The 19,904-nt window shown below is 60.1% G+C and carries 20 protein-coding genes; 11 read left to right on the forward strand and 9 right to left on the reverse strand.

Translation table 11 applies throughout. The annotated features are described in order from the left end of the window. A partial coding sequence (locus OP495_RS08905) for a sulfurtransferase (protein WP_280568623.1) occupies positions 1-710 on the reverse strand: 710 nt, incomplete at its 3' end. Between the two features lie 181 nt (positions 711-891). Between OP495_RS08905 and OP495_RS08910 the strand changes: the two genes are divergently transcribed. The 5 genes from OP495_RS08910 to pepN all read left to right on the forward strand — a co-directional run bounded on the left by OP495_RS08910 (position 892) and on the right by pepN (position 8,063). Then, the gene (locus OP495_RS08910; RefSeq protein WP_280563481.1) at positions 892-2,226 is read left to right on the forward strand and encodes an NCS2 family permease; all 1,335 of its coding nucleotides are present in this window, start codon (positions 892-894) and stop codon (positions 2,224-2,226) included. 175 nt (positions 2,227-2,401) lie between these two features. Next, entirely contained in the window at positions 2,402-2,887 is a 486-nt protein-coding gene (locus tag OP495_RS08915) for a YajQ family cyclic di-GMP-binding protein (RefSeq protein WP_280563480.1), read from the forward strand. Between the two features lie 132 nt (positions 2,888-3,019). Next, positions 3,020-4,585 carry an AMP-binding protein gene (locus OP495_RS08920; RefSeq protein ID WP_280568625.1) on the forward strand — a complete coding sequence of 522 codons (1,566 nt, stop codon included), beginning with the start codon at positions 3,020-3,022 and terminating at the stop codon, positions 4,583-4,585. Between the two features lie 215 nt (positions 4,586-4,800). After that, a complete protein-coding gene (locus tag OP495_RS08925) occupies positions 4,801-5,280 on the forward strand; it encodes a YbaN family protein (protein WP_348521305.1) in 480 nt (159 codons plus the stop codon). Positions 5,281-5,423: 143 nt separating this feature from the next. Further along, on the forward strand, positions 5,424-8,063 hold the full coding sequence (gene pepN, locus OP495_RS08930; RefSeq protein WP_280568628.1) for an aminopeptidase N: 2,640 nt from the start codon (positions 5,424-5,426) through the stop codon (positions 8,061-8,063). Between the two features lie 100 nt (positions 8,064-8,163). On the opposite strand, the gene OP495_RS08935 is transcribed toward pepN, so the two are convergent. Beyond that, complete coding sequence (locus OP495_RS08935) at positions 8,164-8,457, reverse strand: hypothetical protein (protein ID WP_280563477.1); 294 nt, start codon at positions 8,455-8,457, stop codon at positions 8,164-8,166. Positions 8,458-8,718: 261 nt separating this feature from the next. Here OP495_RS08935 and OP495_RS08940 point away from each other — a divergent pair, with 261 nt between their 5' ends. Then, positions 8,719-8,922: a putative motility protein gene (locus tag OP495_RS08940; protein WP_280568631.1), complete on the forward strand. Its 204-nt coding sequence runs from the start codon at positions 8,719-8,721 to the stop codon at positions 8,920-8,922. Positions 8,923-8,975: 53 nt separating this feature from the next. On the opposite strand, the gene OP495_RS08945 is transcribed toward OP495_RS08940, so the two are convergent. The 3 genes from OP495_RS08945 to OP495_RS08955 all read right to left on the reverse strand — a co-directional run bounded on the left by OP495_RS08945 (position 8,976) and on the right by OP495_RS08955 (position 11,007). Further along, on the reverse strand, positions 8,976-9,587 hold the full coding sequence (locus OP495_RS08945; RefSeq protein ID WP_280568633.1) for a hypothetical protein: 612 nt from the start codon (positions 9,585-9,587) through the stop codon (positions 8,976-8,978). Between the two features lie 45 nt (positions 9,588-9,632). Next, complete coding sequence (locus OP495_RS08950; RefSeq protein WP_280568635.1) at positions 9,633-10,403, reverse strand: HpcH/HpaI aldolase/citrate lyase family protein; 771 nt, start codon at positions 10,401-10,403, stop codon at positions 9,633-9,635. A 94-nt stretch (positions 10,404-10,497) separates the two neighbouring features. Further along, positions 10,498-11,007 (reverse strand): Lrp/AsnC family transcriptional regulator, encoded by a 510-nt coding sequence (locus tag OP495_RS08955; protein ID WP_280568638.1) that lies wholly within the window; start codon positions 11,005-11,007, stop codon positions 10,498-10,500. Positions 11,008-11,150: 143 nt separating this feature from the next. On the opposite strand from OP495_RS08955, the gene OP495_RS08960 reads away from it, so the two are divergent. Further along, the gene (locus OP495_RS08960) at positions 11,151-12,842 is read left to right on the forward strand and encodes a 2-isopropylmalate synthase (RefSeq protein ID WP_280568640.1); all 1,692 of its coding nucleotides are present in this window, start codon (positions 11,151-11,153) and stop codon (positions 12,840-12,842) included. Positions 12,843-12,909: 67 nt separating this feature from the next. Here the strand turns inward: OP495_RS08960 and OP495_RS08965 are convergent, their stop codons facing one another. Next, a complete protein-coding gene (locus tag OP495_RS08965; protein ID WP_280568642.1) occupies positions 12,910-13,890 on the reverse strand; it encodes a tripartite tricarboxylate transporter substrate binding protein in 981 nt (326 codons plus the stop codon). Positions 13,891-14,137: 247 nt separating this feature from the next. Continuing rightward, positions 14,138-14,974: a formate/nitrite transporter family protein gene (locus OP495_RS08970; protein WP_280563470.1), complete on the reverse strand. Its 837-nt coding sequence runs from the start codon at positions 14,972-14,974 to the stop codon at positions 14,138-14,140. Between the two features lie 109 nt (positions 14,975-15,083). Between OP495_RS08970 and OP495_RS08975 the strand changes: the two genes are divergently transcribed. Beyond that, positions 15,084-15,779: an MgtC/SapB family protein gene (locus OP495_RS08975; RefSeq protein ID WP_280568645.1), complete on the forward strand. Its 696-nt coding sequence runs from the start codon at positions 15,084-15,086 to the stop codon at positions 15,777-15,779. A 55-nt stretch (positions 15,780-15,834) separates the two neighbouring features. Here OP495_RS08975 and OP495_RS08980 read toward each other — a convergent pair whose 3' ends face one another. Together OP495_RS08980 and OP495_RS08985 are read right to left on the reverse strand one after the other, a co-directional pair. Beyond that, positions 15,835-16,401, reverse strand: a complete 567-nt coding sequence (locus tag OP495_RS08980; RefSeq protein WP_280563468.1) for a FlgO family outer membrane protein — start codon at positions 16,399-16,401, stop codon at positions 15,835-15,837. A gap of 14 nt (positions 16,402-16,415) precedes the next feature. Next, positions 16,416-17,087 carry a hypothetical protein gene (locus OP495_RS08985; RefSeq protein WP_280563467.1) on the reverse strand — a complete coding sequence of 224 codons (672 nt, stop codon included), beginning with the start codon at positions 17,085-17,087 and terminating at the stop codon, positions 16,416-16,418. Between the two features lie 229 nt (positions 17,088-17,316). Between OP495_RS08985 and OP495_RS08990 the strand changes: the two genes are divergently transcribed. The 3 genes from OP495_RS08990 (at position 17,317) to yegS (ending at position 19,856) form a co-directional block, all read left to right on the forward strand. Beyond that, complete coding sequence (locus tag OP495_RS08990) at positions 17,317-18,486, forward strand: multidrug effflux MFS transporter (RefSeq protein ID WP_280568648.1); 1,170 nt, start codon at positions 17,317-17,319, stop codon at positions 18,484-18,486. Between the two features lie 59 nt (positions 18,487-18,545). Next, positions 18,546-18,836, forward strand: a complete 291-nt coding sequence (locus tag OP495_RS08995; RefSeq protein ID WP_280563465.1) for a YciI family protein — start codon at positions 18,546-18,548, stop codon at positions 18,834-18,836. A gap of 72 nt (positions 18,837-18,908) precedes the next feature. Beyond that, on the forward strand, positions 18,909-19,856 hold the full coding sequence (gene yegS, locus OP495_RS09000) for a lipid kinase YegS (RefSeq protein ID WP_280568650.1): 948 nt from the start codon (positions 18,909-18,911) through the stop codon (positions 19,854-19,856). Positions 19,857-19,904: the final 48 nt, after the last annotated feature.

Below are 19,904 nucleotides of genomic sequence, written 5' to 3' on the forward strand. Positions count from 1 at the left end.
CTCTGGCAGTGGGTGACGATCTCTTTATCCGGTGTCAGGCCTTTCGCTTCGAGCTCGGCGATGAGTTCGGCGTAATCGCGCAGGCGCAGGTGGCGTTCGGGATCCATGGCGTCGGTCCATTCGAAATTGACGGCGCCGGGAATATGTCCCATTTGGGCGTTCTTGCCTTTTTCGCCGCGATATTCGTCCGGTGAGCGGGCGTCCCAGACCGCGAGTTCACGTTCATCCAGACGGTCGATGAGCTCTTCGCGGCGAATCTGAGCCTGGGGTTGATGAATGCTCGCCTGGTAATCGCTGGACGTGGGCGTGCTGGGTTCGCGCTCGACGCGTTGCCCGTCGGCGCGCCAGGCATGGATGCCGCCGTTGAGATAGGAATACCGGGTGTGGCCGATGAGTTCCAGCGTCCATAGCAGGCGCCCGGCCCAGCCGCCGCCTTCATCGTCGTAGGCGATGACGTGCGTGTCGCGGGTCAGGCCGAGTTCGGAAAACAGCGCGGAAAGCGTCTCTTCGTCGGGAATGTCGTTGGGCACCGTGCCGCTGCCGACGAGAAGGCGGCGATGATCGAGGAACACCGCGCCGGGTACGTGGCCTTCGCTGTAGCTTTCGGCCTTGAGCGGTATATCGACGATCAATAGTTCGGGGGCGCCGAGATGCTCGGCGAGCTGCTCGGGCTCGACGATCAGCGGCAGCAGGTTGTCTTCTGAACTCATGGTCTTCTCCCGCGTGAGGGTGCGCGTGAATGCTTGTCAGATCATGGCACAGGCAAGCGGCCTTATGCAGTCATGACGTGACGGGCATTTTTCAGACAAGTTTGGGGGATGAGCATGGGGGGCGGGATTGGCTATACTGCGCGACGTCTCATCCCAATCCAACCTGTGTGGAGAACGCGACGTGTTCGAACGACTTTTCGGCATCCGGGCCCAGGGGAGCACCCCGCGCACCGAGATCCTGGCGGGGATCGCGACCTTCCTGGCTTCGATGTACATCATCGTCGTCAATCCGACGGTGCTTAGCGATGCCGGCGTCCCCTTTTCCAGTGCCCTGACCGCCACCGTGCTGGTCAGTTTCTTCGGCAGTGTGATGATGGGGTTTTACGCCAAGAATCCGGTTCTGGTGGCGCCCGGCATGGGTATCAACGCGCTGTTCGCCTACACCATGGTGTTGGGGGCGGGCATGGAATGGCAGACTGCACTGGGTTGCGTGTTCTGGGCCGGGGTCATCTTCGCGTTGCTGGCGGCGTTCAATGCACGTCAGTTGGTGATTGATGCTATCCCGGCGCAATTGCGTTACGCCATTGCCTGCGGCATCGGGCTATTCATTACCACCATCGGCTTGGTCAATGCGCAGTTCATCGTGCCCAACCCGGCCACCGTGGTGGGCATGGCCTCGCTCGATCCGGTGCTTGTGACGTTTCTCATCGGCTTTGCGGTCACTGCCTGGCTGGTGGTGCGCAATGTGCCCGGCGCGCTGATTCTGGGGATCGTCTTCACCACGCTGGCCAGCGTGCCGATCGGCCGCTGGTGGGGCGACGGGAGCCGTTACTTTCCCGAGGATATGGCGTCGTCGACACTGGTCAACTTCAGCGGGGTCTTCGCCATGCCGGATTTAAGCGGTTTGATGGCGCTCGATCTATGGGGCTCGCTATCAGTGGCCTACTGGCCGTTCATTTTCGTGCTGCTGTTCACGACCTTCTTCGATGCGCTTTCAACCTTCATGGGAGTCTCCGAGGCGGGTGACTTGAAGGATGCCGATGGCAATCCGCGCAACATTCGTCGCTCGATGATCGTCGATGCCAGTGCCGCGTTGATCTCCGGGCCGCTGGGAACCAGCCCGGCCAATGCCTATGTAGAATCCGCCGCGGGGATCAGCCAGGGTGGCCGCACCGGGCTCGTCGCGGTGGTCGTGGCGGTGTTGTTCTTGCCGTTTCTGTTCCTCTCGCCGCTGCTGTCGTTGGTGCCGGCGATTGCCACGGCGCCGGCTCTGATTCTGGTCGGCGTGTTCATGATGGATCCCATTCGCAAGATCCATTGGCACCAGTTCGACGATGCGATTCCGGCCTTTGTCGCCATGGTATTGATTCCCTTCACCTATTCGATCACGCACGGGATCGCCTTCGGTTTTCTAACGTTCGTCATCGTCAAGTTGGCGGTGGGCAAGACCCAAGAGATCAAGCCCACCATGTGGGTATTGGCCGCGCTCTCGTTGCTGCTGCTGTTCGAAGGCTGAACGGGGCGTTCCGGCGTCCGTGCCGGCACTCGGGGGTGTCGTCAGCATGTTTCCGATGCCGTATGACGCTCCATACGCGCCAGGAAGGCATCCATGACGTGTGGTCGTGGAGAAGCGTGCACGTGTTTCATACTGCTAGAATCACGCCCGATTTTACCTGAGTGAGGAAAGCGCCATGCCATCTTTCGATATCGTCTCCGAGTTCGACAAGCACGAGGCCAGCAACGCCGTCGATCAAGCCAATCGCGAGATCCAGACCCGATTCGACTTTCGGGGCGTGACCGCGAGTTTCACTCTGGAGGGCGAGACGGTGACCCTCGAAGCCGAGGTGAATTTTCAACTCAAGCAGATGCTCGATGTGCTGCGCAACAAGCTCATTACCCGTGGTATTGATGCACGCTGCATGGACATCAAGGAATCTGTTGCCAGCGGCGTGCGTGCCCACCAGGACGTAGTGTTAAAGCAGGGGCTCGAACAGCCGGAATGCAAGGACATCGTCAAGCGTCTGAAGGAAGCCAAACTCAAGGTGCAGGCACAGATCCAGGGCGACAAGGTGCGTGTCACCAGCAAGAAGCGTGACGAACTGCAGCAGGCAATCGCCTTGTTGAAGAGCGATGCTGGCCCCGAGCTGGCCCTGCAGTACACGAATTTTCGCGATTGAAGAGGATTCGTCCTACTACCTTGATACGCATCATCCTTGTGGTCGGTTAGCGTTGCTACCCACGCCTGTGCGCTCGATCCTGTCGCTAAGACAACCGCGACAACACAATAAACGAGCGACAGGAGAACGAAGATGTTTGATCTGGGACGCGGCTTTCTTGCCACGGTCGAGCGGCGCCCACACGCCGTTGCTATCAGTGATGGCCAAACGCAAAAGACATACGCTCAGTGGTATGTGGACATCCAGAGCGTGGCGCGCCATCTCCGGCGGTTGGGGCTCGTCAAGGGCGACCGCCTGCTGGTGGCCATGCACAATTGCTGGCAGATGGCCACCTTGTACTGGGCATGCCAGTTCGCGGGCATCATCGCCACGCCGGTGAACTGGCGTTCCACGATGCTGGATATTCGTTACTATCTGAAGAACTCTGGTGCTGGCGCCATCGCCCATGACGATGCGACCGTCGAGGCAGTGCAGGCGTGCGCCGAGGCCCATCAAATACCGCGAATCGTGGTCGGCGATGTAACGCCCCCGGGGTCGATTGCCTTCGACTCACTGCTCGGATCGACCGGTGAGACGTTGCTGATGGCGACGCCCGACGATTACTCGATGATGCTCTACACTTCGGGTACCACTGGCAGGCCCAAGGGAGTGCCGCGTCGTCATCGTATCGAGCGGGCCGCGACGGCCGCATACGTGGCTCAGAACCTGTATCGCCATGATGAGACCATGCTGGGCGTGATGCCGCTCTATCACGCCACGGGGATACGCGCGCTACAGGCGATGGCCATGGTCGACGGGCGCTTCGTGTGCATACCCAAGTTCGAGCCGGAGGCGACGCTCGAGGCTATCGAGCGCGAGCGAGTCACTAGTCTCAACCTGGTGCCGACGCTCTATCACATGCTGCTCGAAGCACCGGGATTCGCCCCGCATCGGGTTGCCAGCATCGACAAGATCGGTTTCGCTGGTGCACCCATGAGTGCGGGATTGATTGAGCGCGTCGAGGCGGCCTTCCAGCCTAGTCTTTTCGTCAATCAGTATGGTTGCTCGGAACTCTATGCGTTGACCGTCGACCAGCATGCTAACCATAAGCCTGGTTCATCGGGACGTGCGGCGCTCAACCAACGGTTGCGGGTGGTCAAGGTCGGGGCCACGTCGCCGGAGATGTGGGTATCACCAGGCGCGGAAGGCGAAGTCATCGCCGACATGAGCGGGGACGAGGCATTCGATGGCTACTGGCAGTGCCCCGAGGCGGATGGAAAAGCCCTCAGGGACGGCTGGTATTTCACCGGGGACACCGGGTATTTCGATGCCGATGGGGACTTGTTCGTCACCGGTCGTGTCGACGACCTGATCAACTCCGGCGGTGAGAACATTAGCCCGCTGGAAATCGAGAATGTGCTTTCGCTACATCCGCAGGTCGAGGAAGTCGCGGTGGTGGGACTTCCCGACGATAAGTGGGGCCAGATAGTGACAGCGTTCATCAAGGCACGTAGCGCTGTCGATGAGCGGGAACTCGGGCGTTATTGTCTGGACGCAGGGCTGACGCGTTTCAAGTGTCCGCGCGGCTATCGTTTCATCGAAGAACTACCCAAGTCGCCGGTGGGTAAGGTCTTGCGTCGCATGCTGCGTGTATCGTCGACCGCGACGCCTGGTGTACAGAACGCACCGACCCGGGAGGCCAACGTCACCATAGGATAATGCCCAATGCGGCAGTGAGGGCGCGCGGCGCGTGACAGGGCGCTGATGAGACTGCGTCTTGGTCTTGGCCCCTTGCTTTGCGCTAGAATGAACGTACGTGTCCAGTCCTTGGCCATAATCGCCTCGATAGTAAGGGACGATTTCTCTGGATACGCTATTCGGGCTTCAATGAATGAGGTAGCGTCGGGTTTCGCCATGCCTGCCAGCGATCTAGCATGAAGTCCGGCGTTCCCCTCTATCATGGCAAGGTGGCGCGGCGCATGTACGATATACGCAAGCTATTGTTCATCTGCTTGGCTGGCGTCAGCTTCTCTCTGGGCGTGGTCGGTTTGTTCCTGCCGATCATGCCCACGACGTGTTTCATGCTGGTAGCGGTCTGGGCGGCCTCGAAAAGCTCGCCGCGTTTCGCCAACTGGATTCGTCGTCATCCGCGCTTTGGTCCCTCCATTCTCGCCTGGGAGCGCGAACGTGCCATTCCCCGCCACGCCAAGTGGATGGCATGCGCCATGCTGATTGTTTCGATGGGCGTGATCGCCTTCACGGTCGGCTCCCTCGTGCTGCGTGTGGCGTTGATCATTGGCCTGATGGGCATCGCGGTGTGGATTTTGACCCGCCCGACGCCGTCGCTGGGACGTTGCCCGGTGTTGTCGTCCTTCGAGGAATCTGCCCCCAGCCAGCGCCAGGAGTCTCGCTGAGCGCGCGATAGAGGCGCGGCGTTGCCGCACTTTTGAGCCGACTCCACCGGACGCCGTACAATGCTCGGCATGTGCCTCGTGCTTCAAGCGCGAGGCGATGTCTTGGGGCGAAGGCATGCCCCGATCTCAAGGAGCGTCGATCGATGTCCAAACCGCAAGCGACCCATCTCAAGGATTACCTGCCGCCCGCCTATCGGGTGACGCACACCGAGCTGAAATTCGACCTGGCCCCCTCGGCGACGACCGTAACGGCGCGCCTGCATGTCGAGCGCCACCCCGAGCGCGAGGCGGGGCTCCCGCTACGTTTCGCCGGTGACAAGCTGTCGTTGGTGCGTATCGCCGTGGATGGACAGGAGCTGGAAGCCGATGAGTACGAGGTCGATGATGAGGGGCTGACCATCACCAGCGTGCCTGAGCGCTTCCTGCTGGATACCGAGGTGTCGATCGACCCGGCCGCCAACACAGCACTTGAGGGTCTCTATGTGTCCAGCGGCATGTTCTGCACTCAGTGCGAACCACAAGGCTTTCGTCGCATTACCTTCTATCCCGACCGCCCGGATGTGATGGCGACGTTCTCCACCACGGTGGTGGGTGACAAGACCGATACGCCGGTGCTGCTCTCCAACGGCAATCCGGTGGAAAGCGGCGAGCTGCCGGAGGGACGGCATTTCGTGACCTGGGAAGACCCGCACCCCAAGCCGAGCTACCTGTTCGCGCTGGTGGCCGGGAAACTGGAAAAGGTCGAGGACCGCTTCACGACCATGAGCGGTCGCGATGTCACGCTGCAGATTTGGGTCGAGCCGGAGAATCTCGACAAGACCGCGCATGCCATGGCCTCGCTCAAGCGCGCCATGCAGTGGGATGAAGAGACCTACGGTCGTGAATACGATCTCGACCGCTTCATGATCGTGGCCGTCAACGACTTCAACATGGGTGCCATGGAGAACAAGGGGCTCAACATCTTCAACTCGGCGGCGGTGCTGACGCATCCACAAACCGCTACCGATGCGGCCTTCCAGAGCGTGGAGGGTATCGTCGCCCATGAGTATTTCCATAACTGGTCGGGCAACCGCGTGACCTGCCGCGACTGGTTCCAGCTCTCGCTGAAGGAAGGCTTCACCGTCTTCCGCGACCAGAGCTTTTCTGCCGACATCAATTCGGCGCCGGTCAAACGCATCGAGGACGTCTCCTTCTTCCGCACCGCGCAGTTCGCCGAAGATGCTGGCCCGACGGCACACCCCGTGCGTCCCGACCATTACATCGAGATCTCCAACTTCTATACCCTGACAGTTTACGAGAAGGGTGCCGAGATCGTGCGCATGCTGCGTCATCTCCTCGGTTGGGAGACGTTCCGTCAGGGGTCGGACCTGTACTTCGCGCGTTTCGACGGTCAGGCGGTCACCATCGAGGATTTCGTCGACTGCATGGCAGAAGTTTCGGGGTTCGATCTAAACCAGTTCATGTGCTGGTATTCCCAGGCGGGCACGCCGGAGATCGACGCTCATGGTGAATACGATTACGCCAAGTGCGAGTATCATCTGCGGCTCTCCCAGCGCACGCCGCCCACCCCCGGCCAGGCGGAGAAACAGCCGCTGCACATTCCGGTACGCATGGGGCTGGTAGGTACCAAGTCCGGGAACGACATGGCGTTGACCCTGGACGGTGAGTCGTTGGGTCATGAGACGGTGCTGCACCTGCGCGACACTGAACAGACGTATGTCTTCACCGGGATCGACGAGGCGCCGACGCCGTCACTGTTGCGTGGTTTCTCGGCGCCGGTCTATCTGCGCTATCCGTATTCGCGTGAGGAGCTGTCGTTCCTGCTCACCCATGACGCGGACGATTTCAACCGCTGGGATGCGGGGCAGCGGCTGACCATGCTGGCCCTCGACGACCTCATCGCGGCGCATCGCAACGGGGTTGAAAAGGTCATGGATACGCGCGTCATTGACGCGTATCGGCGCCTTTTGACCACTGAGACCGACGACAAGGCCGTGCTCGCCGAGATGCTGACGCTGCCTTCGGAGGCCTATATCGCCGAGCAGCAGCCGATGGTTGATGTGGATGCCATCCACGCCGCGCGCGTCTTCGTCAAGGAGTCGCTCGCCACGGCCTTGCGCGACGAATTCTTGGCCATTCATGAAGCTCATCGGAGCGATGAGCCCTACGCGCCGGAGCCGACTCAGATCGCGCGGCGTCGGGTGAAGAATGTGGCGCTCGAATACCTGATGAGTATCGAAGACGAAGAGGGCGTGGCGCTGGCCGAGGCGCAGGTCGACGCCGAAGACAACATGACCGATGTACGTGCCGCCTTGACGATGCTGGTGCACAGCTCGCGCAGCGATATCGCGGAACCGGCGCTCAAGGCGTTCGGTGAGAAGTGGGCGCACGATCCGCTGGTGATGAACCAGTGGTTCACCATTCAGGTCACGCGTCCGCAGGAGGATGTGCTGGAACGCGTCAAATACCTGATGGCGCATCCGCTGTTCTCGCTCAAGAATCCCAACAAGGTGCGCGCGCTGATTGGTGCCTTCGCGGCGCAGAACCGCATCAACTTCCACCGCCTCGACGGCGAGGGCTATCGCCTGCTGGCGGATGTGGTGATCGAGCTCAACAGCCTCAATCCCGAGATCGCCGCGCGCATCATTACGCCGCTGACGCGCTGGCAGCGTTTCGACGAGCAGCGCCAGGCGTTGATGAAGGCCGAACTCGAACGCATTCGTGCCGAGGAACTGTCGCCCAATGTCTACGAAATGATTGAGCGGGCGCTGGCCGAAGCCTGATAGCCGACTTTGCAGGAAAAAGTGACGGCAAAACGCCGCTGTCTGGGCAGCGGCGTTTTTGCGTGGGTGGGTGTCGTATGAGCCGTTGCAGCAAAGCGCCTCAGCGGATGAGCCAGCCGAGCACCAGCAAGCCGAGGAATAGCCATACGAGACCGCCGACGAAGCCACGCCGAAGAAGTGCGCGAATCCCCCTGTAAAGCATCCAAACGCCGATGATCAGCACTACCAGGTTGATGAGTGAGGGATCGACGCCCAATGAACGGGCGAGGCCGTCGAAAAAGCGGTCGATGGCTACCCACAACCCCGCGAATAGCGTAGAGAGAGCATCGATGATGGCGCGCAAGGCGTCACCGAGGAACTCGCCGAGCCAGTGGAAGAATCTATCGATCTGCATGTCACATCCTTTTTGTGAGCGTGCTTAGATGAGCGTAGCGCCCCATGTACTGTCGGCGCATGGCCGTGGACCGTCATTCTATGCGGCGAGGCGCCAGGATGGCAGGGGGCGCCTTAGGATGGGGTGGCCTTTATGCTTTTCTTCTTGCATGCTGAAGGTGTAGTGCGTGCGCTGTCGGTCGTGGGCGATGAAAGTTTGTTGCGCCCTAGCCGATAACTAGAGGGCGTAAAGCGCATTCATTCACTTGAAGGGAGGAGCTTCATGGATTCATCCGTGAACGCAGCCGTGGGAAATGCGATGGCGTTGCAACAGCATAACGCCGATCAGCAGGCGCAGGCGGGCCTGCTCAAGGAGTCGCTCAACAATCAGGCGTCACACGTGTCGCAACTGATGGAAGCGGTTTCCCCCCAGCAGTCTCTGGCGACGACCGGTACCGTGGGTACGCAGATCAATACCCACGCCTGAGCTCAGGAGTGACTGGTCAAGAATGCCGTGGCGCCAAGCGTCACGGCATTTTTTCATTGCAGCGAGAGCCCGTCGTTGATCTCACGCAGGCGCTGCATGGCGTGTTCTGTAGAGAATGGTGGCTCGCGAGGAGGATCGTAGACTTCGCCGCGAGTGCCGTTGACGATCAGGTCGATGGCATAGCAGGTGTCGTCGATCACGGCCCGGTACCCCCTGACCCGCTGAAAGTGGCTCATGCCGGCGTCGCCGAGCGTGAAGACCTGGAAGTCATGATCAGCGATACGTGCCGTGGACTGCGAATGGGCGTTGGGCGGCGGTGTCAGGCAGTTGGAGATCGCGTCAGCGTCGCGGCTCGCGCCCATTCGCCAGTGTGCGGCCGTGACCTCGTTGGACCCCGGCAGTGCCAGCGTGATCAGGCGCTCGCCAGATGCTTCATCCGCAATCTGCCAACTGCCGGTATCGAAGTAACCCGATTGTGGCGCGGTGATACGCTCGAGCGAGGCATCGGCGCGCAGTGTGACCGGGTAGGGTGCCAGCGTATAGTTCGTGGTGTCTTCGTTGGCTGGGGTAGACGGCGTTTCACGGGCCCCGGGCGTGCAAGCCGCAAGCGATATGGCGGCTCCGAGCGTGGCCATTATCGTGGTGGCGATGAATATCCGTTTCATGCGCGAATTTCCTTGTTTAATAGCTAACACTTATACCGTATCAGTCTATTGGTCGCCCTTGTAGCGTGACACGGTCTCCTTGGCGGCCTGTCGCAACAGGCTGATATCGATGCCCACGGCGATGAAATCGAACCCCCAGTCGGCATAGCGTCTGGCGTCCGCCTCGACGGGGGCCAGGATGCCGGCAGCTTTTCCGGCGGCGTGGGTGGCGTCCAGTGTGTGTCGAATCATCTCCTGGACCTCGGGATGATTGGGGCTGCCGATATGCCCGATGTCGGTGGATAGATCGAAGGGGCCGACGAACACGGCGTCGACGCCGGGGGTGGAGGCGATGGCGTCGGCATTGTCGACCCCGCTGCGAGACTCTACCTGCACGATCAGGCACAACTCTTCATGGGCCGTTGTCATGTAGTCTTCCACCTCGCCCCAGCGTGTGGCGCGCGTCAGGCCACCGCCCACGCCACGAAATCCCTGCGGCGGGTAGCGTGTGGCGGCGACCAACTGGGCTGCCTGCTCGGCGGTTTCGACCATGGGAATCATCAATGTCTGGGTGCCGATATCGAGCAGTTGCTTGATCAAGGCCGGATCATGGTTGACGGTGCGCACGACCGGGGCACAAGGATAGCCGGCAACGGCCTGCAATTGGGCGAGGATGGTGGGCACGGTGTTGGGTGCATGTTCGCCGTCGATCAACAGCCAATCGAACCCTGTGGTGGCCAGAATCTCCGTGGCGTAGCCCGTGGCGAAACCGGCCCAGCATCCATAGCGGATATCGCCTGTCAGTGACGCCTTGAAAGGGTTGCGCGGCAGTTGCATGGCATATGTCCTTTTCGATAGATGACTATTGCATGCAAAAAACGTAACAGTCTTTCGGCGAGTCCACCATTGCACCAGTGTCTAATGCTCGGTGTCAGTGTGACGCGTCCGTATGCGACGGGACTGGGCGGTGCTCGAGGACTCGGCGCAGGACGAAACTGGAGTGCGCGCCGGTGACGCCTTCGATACGCGTGATCTGATTGAGCAGCAGGTTTTGGTAGTCATCCATGTCGTGGACGACGACCTTGAGCTGATAGTCGGCCTCCTGGCCGGTGATCAGCAAGCATTCTTGCACTTGAGGCAGCGCCGCGACCTTGGCCTCGAAATTGGCGAAGCGCTCCGGTGTGTGGCGATCCATGGAGATGTGCAATAGCGCTGTGAGGCTATGGCCCAGCCGTTTGGCGTCCACCAGGGCACGATAGCCAGTGATCAGGCCACTGTCTTCCAGCGCTCGCATGCGCCGCAGGCAAGGTGAGGGCGACAGGCCGATACGCTCGGCCAGTTCCTGATTGTTGATACGTCCATGGCGCTGGAGGATATCGAGTATCTGACGATCGTAGCGGTCAAGTGTTACCTCGCCGACTGTTGCGTTCTCTTTTGGCATTAACGTTCTCTTTTTAGTTTGATATTGGAATTATATGCTAAAAATTACCTTTTTCGAGGCTGAGTTTGCAATCGCCTGCGGGGCGTGGCGGCGTAGACTGTGATTATTGCTACAAGCTCATTCATCTGCACAGGACTGTTGCCATGAGTTGTTTCGACCATCGCAAATATCGCCCGGCGCCGCGTGTGCCGGCCTTCGATCGTCAGTGGCCGGAGCGCGACCTAGTGGCGGCACCGACCTGGGTCAGCGAGGATCTGCGCGACGGCAACCAGGCGTTACTCGAGCCGATGAGCGTCGAACAGAAGCAGCGTCTGTGGCACCAGATCATCAAGGTCGGCATCAAGGAAGTCGTGGTCGGTTTTCCGTCGGCCAGTCAACCCGATTATGATTTCGTGCGCTGGCTGATCGAAGAAGATCAGATTCCCGACGATGTGACCATCGCGGTGTTGGTGCAGTGCCGCGAGCATTTGATCGAGCGAACCTTCGCATCGCTGGTCGGTGCCAAGCGCGCCATCGTGCATCTCTACAATTCCACCTCGACCGTGCAGCGTGAACGCGTGTTCGAGATGGGCCGCCAGGGCATCATCGACATCGCCGTACAAGGGGCGAGTTGGGTCAAGGCGCACGCCGCGCGCTATCCCGACGTCGATTGGCGCTTCGAATACACGCCCGAGAGCTTTTCCAGTACCGAGATCGATTTCTCGCTGGCGATCTGCGAAGCGGTGATGGACGTCTGGCAGCCGACGCCGGAGAAAAAGTGCATTCTCAACCTACCCACCACGGTCGAGGTGGGCGGACCGCATCATCACGCCGACCAGATCGAGTATTTCTGCCAGCATATCAGCCGCCGCGACAGCGTGATCATCTCGGTGCATACGCACAACGATCGCGGTGGCGCGGTGGCATCCGCCGAACTTGCCTTGCTGGCCGGCGCCGAGCGTGTCGAAGGCACGTTGCTGGGCAATGGCGAACGCACCGGCAACATGGATATCGTCACTTTGGGGATGAATCTGTACAGCCAGGGCATTGATCCCGAGCTCGATCTGTCGCGTCCCGACGAAATCATCGAGGTGGTGCAGGAATGCACGGGGATTCCCATGCACCCGCGTCATCCTTGGGTGGGGGAAATGGTCTATACCGCGTTTTCGGGCAGTCATCAGGATGCGATCCGCAAGTCGCTCAGAAAGCAGCAAGCGGACGAGCCGTGGCAGGTGGCGTACCTGCCGATCGATCCGCGCGACATCGGGCGTGATTATCAGGCGGTCATTCGTGTCAACAGCCAGTCCGGCAAGGGCGGCATGACGTTCCTGCTCGAACGCGATTACGGTATCAGCCTGCCGCGCTGGATGGCGCTGGAGCTGGCCCCGGCGGTGCAGGCAGTGAGCGAGACGGTAAGTGGCGAGTTATCCAGCCAGCGCATTCGCGAGGTGCTGACCGAGACCTTCTCCCGGCATGAACCGCTCTCGTTGACCGGATACCGGCTGGATCGTGACGCTGACGAATGCTTGACGGTGTCACTCAACGATGCCGGTCGTGCGGTGCGTTTGAGTGGCCAGGGCAACGGTGTCATTTCGTCGTTCATGACTGCCTGGCAAGCCCATACAGGGCAATCGGTGAGCGTCGTCGATTACAGCGAACACGCGCTGGGCGAGGGCAGCGACGCCGTGGCGATCGCCTTCGTGCAACTCAATGTGGCGGGGCAGCGCATCAGCGGCATGGCTGAGGACGGCGACACCGTCAGTGCCTCGCTCAAGGCGGTGTTGAGCGCGCTCAATCGCGCGGGGCATCAAGACACGATGTCGGAGTTAGCGGCCGAGGCGCAAGCCCCGGCCTAGCAGGGTAAGGAGTCGATGTGCTACGACCGTATGAATAGCAATGCGGTCGTAGCGTATCGCTTGATGCTTATTCTTTGGCGAGCCCGATGGCCTTCATGATCTTACCGAATTCGGCGTCGCTTTTCTGCATATAGTCGCCGAAGGCTTGCGCGTCCTTCCATTGCATCCCATAGCCTTGCTTGGTCATGAAGGTTTGATAGGTGTCACTTTCGTAGGCGGCGTGCAAGGCGGTTTCCAGCGTCTCGACGATGTCGGCGTCCATGCCTTGTGGCCCGATGACGCCGCGCCATGCGCCCGTGGTGAAATCGCTGTCTACCTGCGAGGCCACGGTGGGCACATCAGGGAAGCTTTCCAGAGGTTCCTCGGCCATCACGCCCAGGCTACGCACGCGGCCGGATTCGATCATCGAACGCGCTTCGGGGAGCGAGGTGGCGGCCATGTCGACGCCCCCGGAGGAGAGCTCCGTCATGGCTGGCGCGGCGCCTTGGCTGGGGATCCAGTTGACCTTGTCGGCGGGCATGTCGAGATCCATCAACAGTCCACCCAGCGCGACATGCCAGATACCCCCGAGTCCGGTACCGGAGGCATTGAAGTGGCCGTCGGGTTGCTCGCGGATCGCATCCATCAGTTCGCCCAGATCTTGGTAGTCGGCGTCTGCGGCGACGCTAATGCTGGCGGCGTCGAAGTTGATCTGCCCGATGGGAGTGAAATCTTCATAAGTGAGATCGGTCAGGCCTTGCCAATGCATCATGTTGATCTCGACTGTGCCTAGCCCGAGGGTGTAGCCATCGGGTTTAGCTCGTGCGATGGCGGTATGCCCCACGACGCCACTGCCGCCCGTGCGGTTGACCACATTGATGGTCTCGCCGAGCTCTTCCTCCAGAGCCTTGGCGATGATGCGCGCCGTGGCATCGGTCCCGCCGCCGGCGGCCCAGGGGACGATCAGCGTGATGGGTTTCTCAGGATAGTCGGCGAGCGCGGGGGTAGCGAGTCCCATGATCAGCGCTGCGGCAAGCCAATAGGGGGTGCGTGATGTGGCGTGTCCCATTGTTATTGTCCCTCGTCATGGATCCGGTACAAGCCGGGTGGATGGTATGAGCCACTTAAGCTTTAACAGGCATTCGGGCCCTTCGCTAATTCCGAAACCAGGCATGCCGATAAAAATTGGTTATCAAGAGAGCGTGTTGGGCTTTATTCGGTATCTCGTCCGTGAGAGCGCATAAAACGGCATAGACGAATGGACAAGATCGGCACGCGTGAGGGCGTACCGAATCAGGTATTTGCAAGATATTCCTTCAGGTGTCGCTGCGCACCTGTGCATGGCTAATGAGGGCAAAGATGAAAGTGCCACCAATCAGGTTGCCGGCTAGCGTCGGCAGGGCGAAGTGGAGGAGGTACTCAACCAGGCTGGCCTGGCCGGCGAACATCAAGTACATCACTTCCGTCGACCCCACGATGATGTGCGTGAAACCGCCTAGTGCGACGAGATAAGTGACGATCAGAATTACCCAGATCTTGGCGCTGCCAGCGGCGGGGAGCAACCAGACCATGGTGGCGATCATCCAGCCGGCGATGATGCCCTTGGCGAACATCTGGCTACCAGTGTTCTCCATGATGTGATGCCCCAGGCTGAGAAAGGCCTGATGTGTCTCGGCATCGAACACGGGCATGTAGAGGAGCGCGTACGCGGAAACCGCCACCCCTACGAGGTTACCGATGAGTACCACGCCCCATAGCCTCAATAGCTTGAGAAATTGCATGATGCGTGGCGTGCTCATGACCGGTAGCACTGCGGTGACGGTATTCTCGGTGAAGAGTTGCTGGCGTGCGAGGATGACGACCAGAAAGCCGATAGTGTAGCCGAACGACTCGACGAGATAGCCGATGTCGCTGTCCGGTAGGCGCGCGTGCAGCAGCCCCTTGGCAAGCATCGAGAAACTCATCGACAGGCCAGCGGCGATCGCCGACCAGAACAAGGCCGATGCGGCGCGTTTGAGCTCTGTCTCCCCTTCTTCCCGGATCGACTCATGGACGGCTGCCGCACGCGATGGCCTGGGACCGCCATTGAGGTGCAGGTCATATTCGTCGTCTTCCACCCGACTGGGTGGCGTGAGGTTGGACGGGTGGCTCACGCAGCGATCCTTCTATCGAAAAGTGGGAAATCGTCGTGGATCCTGTGGAATACAGTGGCAGACGCTATGCTGACACGATAGACGATAACGCTGGAGAAGGAAGAGGCGAATGTCGACGATCTCATGGACGATAGTGGTGCACCTGGGCATGGCCTGGCTGGCGGGGAGCCTGATCGGGTTGGAACGTACTTTCCATGGGCGCCCTGCGGGGTTTCGGACACATGCGCTGGTCTGCGTTGCGTCGGCATTGTTGATGATGGTGACGGTCTACCAGTGGCAGTGGCTAGGCAGCGATGTGCCCGAGGAAACGATCAGAACCGATCCCACGCGCATGGCGCAGGGCATCATGACTGGCATCGGCTTTCTGGGCGCCGGGGTGATCTTCAAGGAAGGACTGACAGTACGCGGACTGACGACGGCGGCCTCGATATGGATCACCTCTGCGCTGGGTATACTCTATGGCATTGGCTTCTGGATGCCGGGGTTGCTGGCGACGGGAGTGACCTTGCTGACGCTATCGTTGTTTCGTTTGGTCGAGGCGCGTATGCCGAGCCGTACCTTCGCGCGTTGCATTCTACGCTTCGATAGCCAGCGGATACTCGATGAGGCAGAGATCAATGCGCTAATGAAAGCGCACCGATGCCATATCGAAAGCCTCAGCTATCGCACGCGTGACGAAGGGCGCCAATTCGAATACCGCATGATGCTGCGGACGCACGACCGCCATTACCTGCCGTTATTGGCCACCGACTTGCGCAACCATGAGACGCTGTTGGAATTTCAGCTGTCGCCGACCGGTGATTGATGCAGCCCGCGACGGGGCCAGTCACAAGGGGCGATACGTTTACCAGGAAAGGCGTTTACCAGTTGGAAGGCAGCAATGCCCTGATGTCGTTGTCCATTGGTACTTCGAAGCTCGCGGCACCCAAGATCTGGCGGCCCGCGATGCGTACCAGACGGGCGTTGACGAACAGCTTGTTTTCGCCCTGCGCATAGGTGCCCAGCAATACGGCCTGGGCATCGTGGTTATCGCTCAAGCGCTGTACGTTGCGGGACAGAATCAGTTCCCCGGTATTCTGCTCGATGTACAGGCTGTCGCGCATCTTGACTTCGATGACATTCATGCCGCCCTGGACGAGACGCGAGGTAAAGGTCTCGGATAGCGTGCGCCCGAGAGTCGACGATTGATCGAGTTGGTCGATGTCGACGAACGTGGTGGCGATGATCGGTGCCTGGTTGCCGAGCTGCTCGCTGCTGGTGGCGAGTAATTTAGCAGCGGCGTCATCTACGCGCGTCAGCATGCTGGGCTCGGGGGCCGTTGCTTGACGGTTCTGAAGAAGGCTGCAACCGGAGAGAACCAGCAACAGTATGGCCATTGTCAGCAGGCGTAATGTGACGTACCTGGTGTGGCGTTGGTTGAATGACATGTCGAGCGCTCTCCTCACCAGTCGGATGATAGCGGTAATCCGGCGGAATCGCCGGTGTCGGACGCACCGTAATGATCGCTATCGCCCGCGTTGATGTAATACATGTTCGAGGACGAATAGCGCAGTGTGTCGTGCTGACTGACCTGGGTCGTGATGATGACTTCCTGCTGGCCGGTAGTGCTCCAGCTACCGCTGAACGTATCGGCCAAGGCAGCTGCAGGAATCAAGCCTAGAGCGGGTTCGGTCCAGTGATTGAAAGGAATGGTCGCCACGGCGATGCCAGCGGCCAATGTAGTCAAAGCACCCTGGGGAGGCCGCATGAAACCGCGGTCCTCGTGAGTGATCACCTGAACGTCGAAGCTGACATGGGCGGCGCCATCCGACTGGGTGCGAACGATGGCACCTTGCTCGACCAGTTCACTGGTCAGCAATGAACGAAACCCGCGGCTGAAGGCGGTCTCCTGTTCATGCTCCTCGACATAGAGCGGCTTGCCCCACAAATCACGCTTGGCGAGGATCTCGTCTGCCTCGTGTTCGGCAAGCACTTCCCAATGGTGTGCGGCCTGCATGCGTTGCTGCTCACTGATCGGATAGGTCGTGGCGATGGGGGCCTGCGAGGTATTGACCCCGAAGCAGCCGCCCAATAGGACGGCGCTTAGCACGACCCCCCAGGTGCGGAATGGCATGGCGTTTCCTGTGCGATGGATGATCGGCGGACACGAGGCATTGCATGGAGTTTTGCCCTGAAAGGAAATATCGGCGGGGTGGGCATGAGCTTTAGGCCTTTTTCTGAAGGTATCCATGCGTGTTGACTTTTCAGGCGACGTCCCAGCAGGAAAACACTCGCGTCATTGGCCAGTTGCATCTTTGCGTGTTCGGGGTAAGGTGGCGTTTTTTTGTCGCCGTGGAGGTATCATGTCGGGTGCCCGTTTGCTTCCCTTGCTGGTGGGCTGTGTGATGTTGTCGCCACTGGCGATCGATATTTACCTGCCGTCACTGACGGTCATGGCGCATGAGTTCGACGTTCGGTTCAGTCGACTCCAGTTCACCGTGACATTACTCTTGCTAAGCGTTGGTCTGGGGCAGGTGTTAGTCGGCCCGCTGACTGATCGTTTCGGACGTCGCCCGGTGCTGCTTTGCGGCACTGTGGTGTATATGGTGGGGGCACTGCTGGGCATGATGGCGACCAGTCTCGGGCCGCTTTACGTATCGCGTGTGCTGCAAGGCCTGGGGGCTTGCGCGAGCATGACGGTGGCCTTTGCCGCAGTGCGTGATTGCTTCACGGCCGAGCAAGGCGCGAAACTCTACAGTTATCTCAATGGAGCGCTGTGCATCATTCCTGCATTGGCACCAGTCATCGGCGGGAGCTTAGCGGTGACCTTCGGTTGGCGCAGCAATTTTGCGTTCATGTTCGTCTTCGCGGCGGTGCTGGGAGTGGTCGCCTTATGGCGTTTCACCGAGACACGGCCTCAGGACACGGTTCCCGAACGGCGACTTTATCATTGGGCCCGCTACCGACCGGTGCTGACGAGTGTTCGCTTTGTCTATTTCGCGGGGCTGGCCGGGGTGATCATGTCGGCAATCCTGGTGTATGTGTCGACCGCACCGGTCATACTGGTAGACCGGCTGGGACTTTCGGAACTGGCATTCAGCGGTTGGTTCGGCGCCAACGCTGTAGTCAATATTCTGGCGTTTTTCTTCGCACCCCGCCTCATTCACCGCCTCGGGCGCGTCGGGACCGTGCGTCTAGGGCTGGGGTTGATCATCGTCTCGGGCGTCTTGCAGGCGCTTATCGTTACGGCATTGCCGCTGTCGTCAGTCGGCTTCATGGGACCGGTAGGGGTGCTCTCCGTGGGCTTTTCACTGGCGTTGGGGGCAACCTCGAGCCTAGCGCTGGAGCCGTTTCGTGAGCGTGCCGGGACGGCGGCTGCTTTGCTGGGCGCCTTGCAGTTGGGCGGCGGTGCGTTGTTGGCTACGCTATTGCTGGCGATGCCGTTATCGCCGCAATGGGCCCTGGCATTGGTCGGCGTTGTGTTGGTGTCGCCCTTGCTGTGGCTTTCCTGGCGAGTGGCGCCGACGGCATGAGTTTGTAAATATACGCAAGGCAACGTGACGTGCCAGGCGGCAGACATCAAGGAGCAGCCATGTTCATCGTATCACTGGAGTATGTGGTCGATCCGGACACGGTCGAGCCATATCGAATGGCTCATATGGCATGGGTGCGGGAAGGCATCGAGCGTGGCGTGTTCATCGCGTCGGGGCGTAAATCGCCACCGAGTGGTGGCATCATTTTGGCCAGAGCGACGTCGCGGGAGCGTTTAACGGCCTGGCTTGATGAAGACCCATTTATCGTCGCCGGCGTGGCGCAATATCATGTCGAGGAATTTCTGCCGACGACGGTAGGCAATGGTTTCGAGGTGCTCAAGGGAATATGAGGCCTGTTGGTGCCATGTGTATAGAGCGAGACGAGAGGCCGGCGTGTCTCAGGGAACGAGGATGATAAAGCGATGAGTGAAACACTCCAGCCTGCCGCAAGCGATGGTGATGCATGGCTAATTCTCAATGGTAAATCCGCCCAGCTTCCGGAGATCCGAGAGGCGGTGGAGCGTGTGCGTGAAGAGGGTCACCCCCTGGCGGTGCGGGTGACCTGGGAAGTCGGTGATGGCGTGCGCTTGGCACGGGAAGCCAGCGAAGCGGGTATTAAACGTATCATCGCCGGCGGCGGCGATGGAACGGTCAACGAGGTCGTTGGCGGCTTGATGCAACTGACCCAAGCTGCAAGGCCGACCCTCGGCATCCTTCCGCTGGGCAGTGCCAACGATTTCGCACGTGGCCTGGAATTGCCATTGGCCCCTCTCGAGGCGTTGCGCGTGGCGTTGGAGGCCCGCCCCCACGATATAGACGTGGGCAGTCTGGGGGGGGATTATTTCATCAACCTTGCCTCGGGCGGCTTCGGCGCCCAGATCACCAATTCGACGCCGGCCCCCCTCAAGCGCCTTTTAGGGGGGGGCGCCTATTCGTTGATGGGCATGCTCAAGGCCTGGAATTACCAACCATACCAAGGCCGTTTGCGGCTCCCCGATGGAGAGCGCAACGTTCCCTTGTTCCTGCTCGCTCTGGGCAATGGCTCTCACGCGGGAGGCGGCCAGCAGTTGACTCCCCTGGCAAAGGTAGATGATGGCCTACTGGAACTGCTTATCGTGCGTCATTTCACCTCGCTCAGGGAGATGAAGCAGCTTATCGACGAGCTGGAAAACCTCCCCGAAAGCGGCGAGTTCGTCGAGTACTTGCAGGTGCCTTGGGTCGAATTCGCAAGTGAAGCGGCCCTGCCGCTGAATCTTGATGGCGAGCCTTGTTGCCACGCGCGCTTTCGCGCTGAGTTGATACCCGGAGCGCTTTCCTTGGCGGCGCCTTCGTCGTCTGCACTGTACTCATGTCAAAACGATGAGGGGTGAGGCGCGATGATCTGTCTTGCGTGCTCGTTTGCCCAGGGCCCTTCGAGA

The organism is Chromohalobacter sp. 296-RDG (assembly GCF_029889885.1).
In the GTDB taxonomy this organism is placed as follows: domain Bacteria; phylum Pseudomonadota; class Gammaproteobacteria; order Pseudomonadales; family Halomonadaceae; genus Chromohalobacter.

Bases quoted from the DNA above. Each gene is read 5' to 3' on its own strand.
- OP495_RS08915 (WP_280563480.1), top strand. From the start codon at position 2,402: ATGCCATCTTTCGATATCGTCTCCGAGTTCGACAAGCACGAGGCCAGC.
- OP495_RS08920 (WP_280568625.1), top strand. From the start codon at position 3,020: ATGTTTGATCTGGGACGCGGCTTTCTTGCCACGGTCGAGCGGCGCCCA.
- OP495_RS08925 (WP_348521305.1), top strand. From the start codon at position 4,801: ATGAAGTCCGGCGTTCCCCTCTATCATGGCAAGGTGGCGCGGCGCATG.
- pepN (WP_280568628.1), top strand. From the start codon at position 5,424: ATGTCCAAACCGCAAGCGACCCATCTCAAGGATTACCTGCCGCCCGCC.
- OP495_RS08935 (WP_280563477.1), bottom strand. From the start codon at position 8,457: ATGCAGATCGATAGATTCTTCCACTGGCTCGGCGAGTTCCTCGGTGAC.
- OP495_RS08940 (WP_280568631.1), top strand. From the start codon at position 8,719: ATGGATTCATCCGTGAACGCAGCCGTGGGAAATGCGATGGCGTTGCAA.
- OP495_RS08945 (WP_280568633.1), bottom strand. From the start codon at position 9,587: ATGAAACGGATATTCATCGCCACCACGATAATGGCCACGCTCGGAGCC.
- OP495_RS08950 (WP_280568635.1), bottom strand. From the start codon at position 10,403: ATGCAACTGCCGCGCAACCCTTTCAAGGCGTCACTGACAGGCGATATC.
- OP495_RS08955 (WP_280568638.1), bottom strand. From the start codon at position 11,007: ATGCCAAAAGAGAACGCAACAGTCGGCGAGGTAACACTTGACCGCTAC.
- OP495_RS08960 (WP_280568640.1), top strand. From the start codon at position 11,151: ATGAGTTGTTTCGACCATCGCAAATATCGCCCGGCGCCGCGTGTGCCG.
- OP495_RS08965 (WP_280568642.1), bottom strand. From the start codon at position 13,890: ATGGGACACGCCACATCACGCACCCCCTATTGGCTTGCCGCAGCGCTG.
- OP495_RS08975 (WP_280568645.1), top strand. From the start codon at position 15,084: ATGTCGACGATCTCATGGACGATAGTGGTGCACCTGGGCATGGCCTGG.
- OP495_RS08980 (WP_280563468.1), bottom strand. From the start codon at position 16,401: ATGTCATTCAACCAACGCCACACCAGGTACGTCACATTACGCCTGCTG.
- OP495_RS08985 (WP_280563467.1), bottom strand. From the start codon at position 17,087: ATGCCATTCCGCACCTGGGGGGTCGTGCTAAGCGCCGTCCTATTGGGC.
- OP495_RS08990 (WP_280568648.1), top strand. From the start codon at position 17,317: ATGTCGGGTGCCCGTTTGCTTCCCTTGCTGGTGGGCTGTGTGATGTTG.
- OP495_RS08995 (WP_280563465.1), top strand. From the start codon at position 18,546: ATGTTCATCGTATCACTGGAGTATGTGGTCGATCCGGACACGGTCGAG.
- yegS (WP_280568650.1), top strand. From the start codon at position 18,909: ATGAGTGAAACACTCCAGCCTGCCGCAAGCGATGGTGATGCATGGCTA.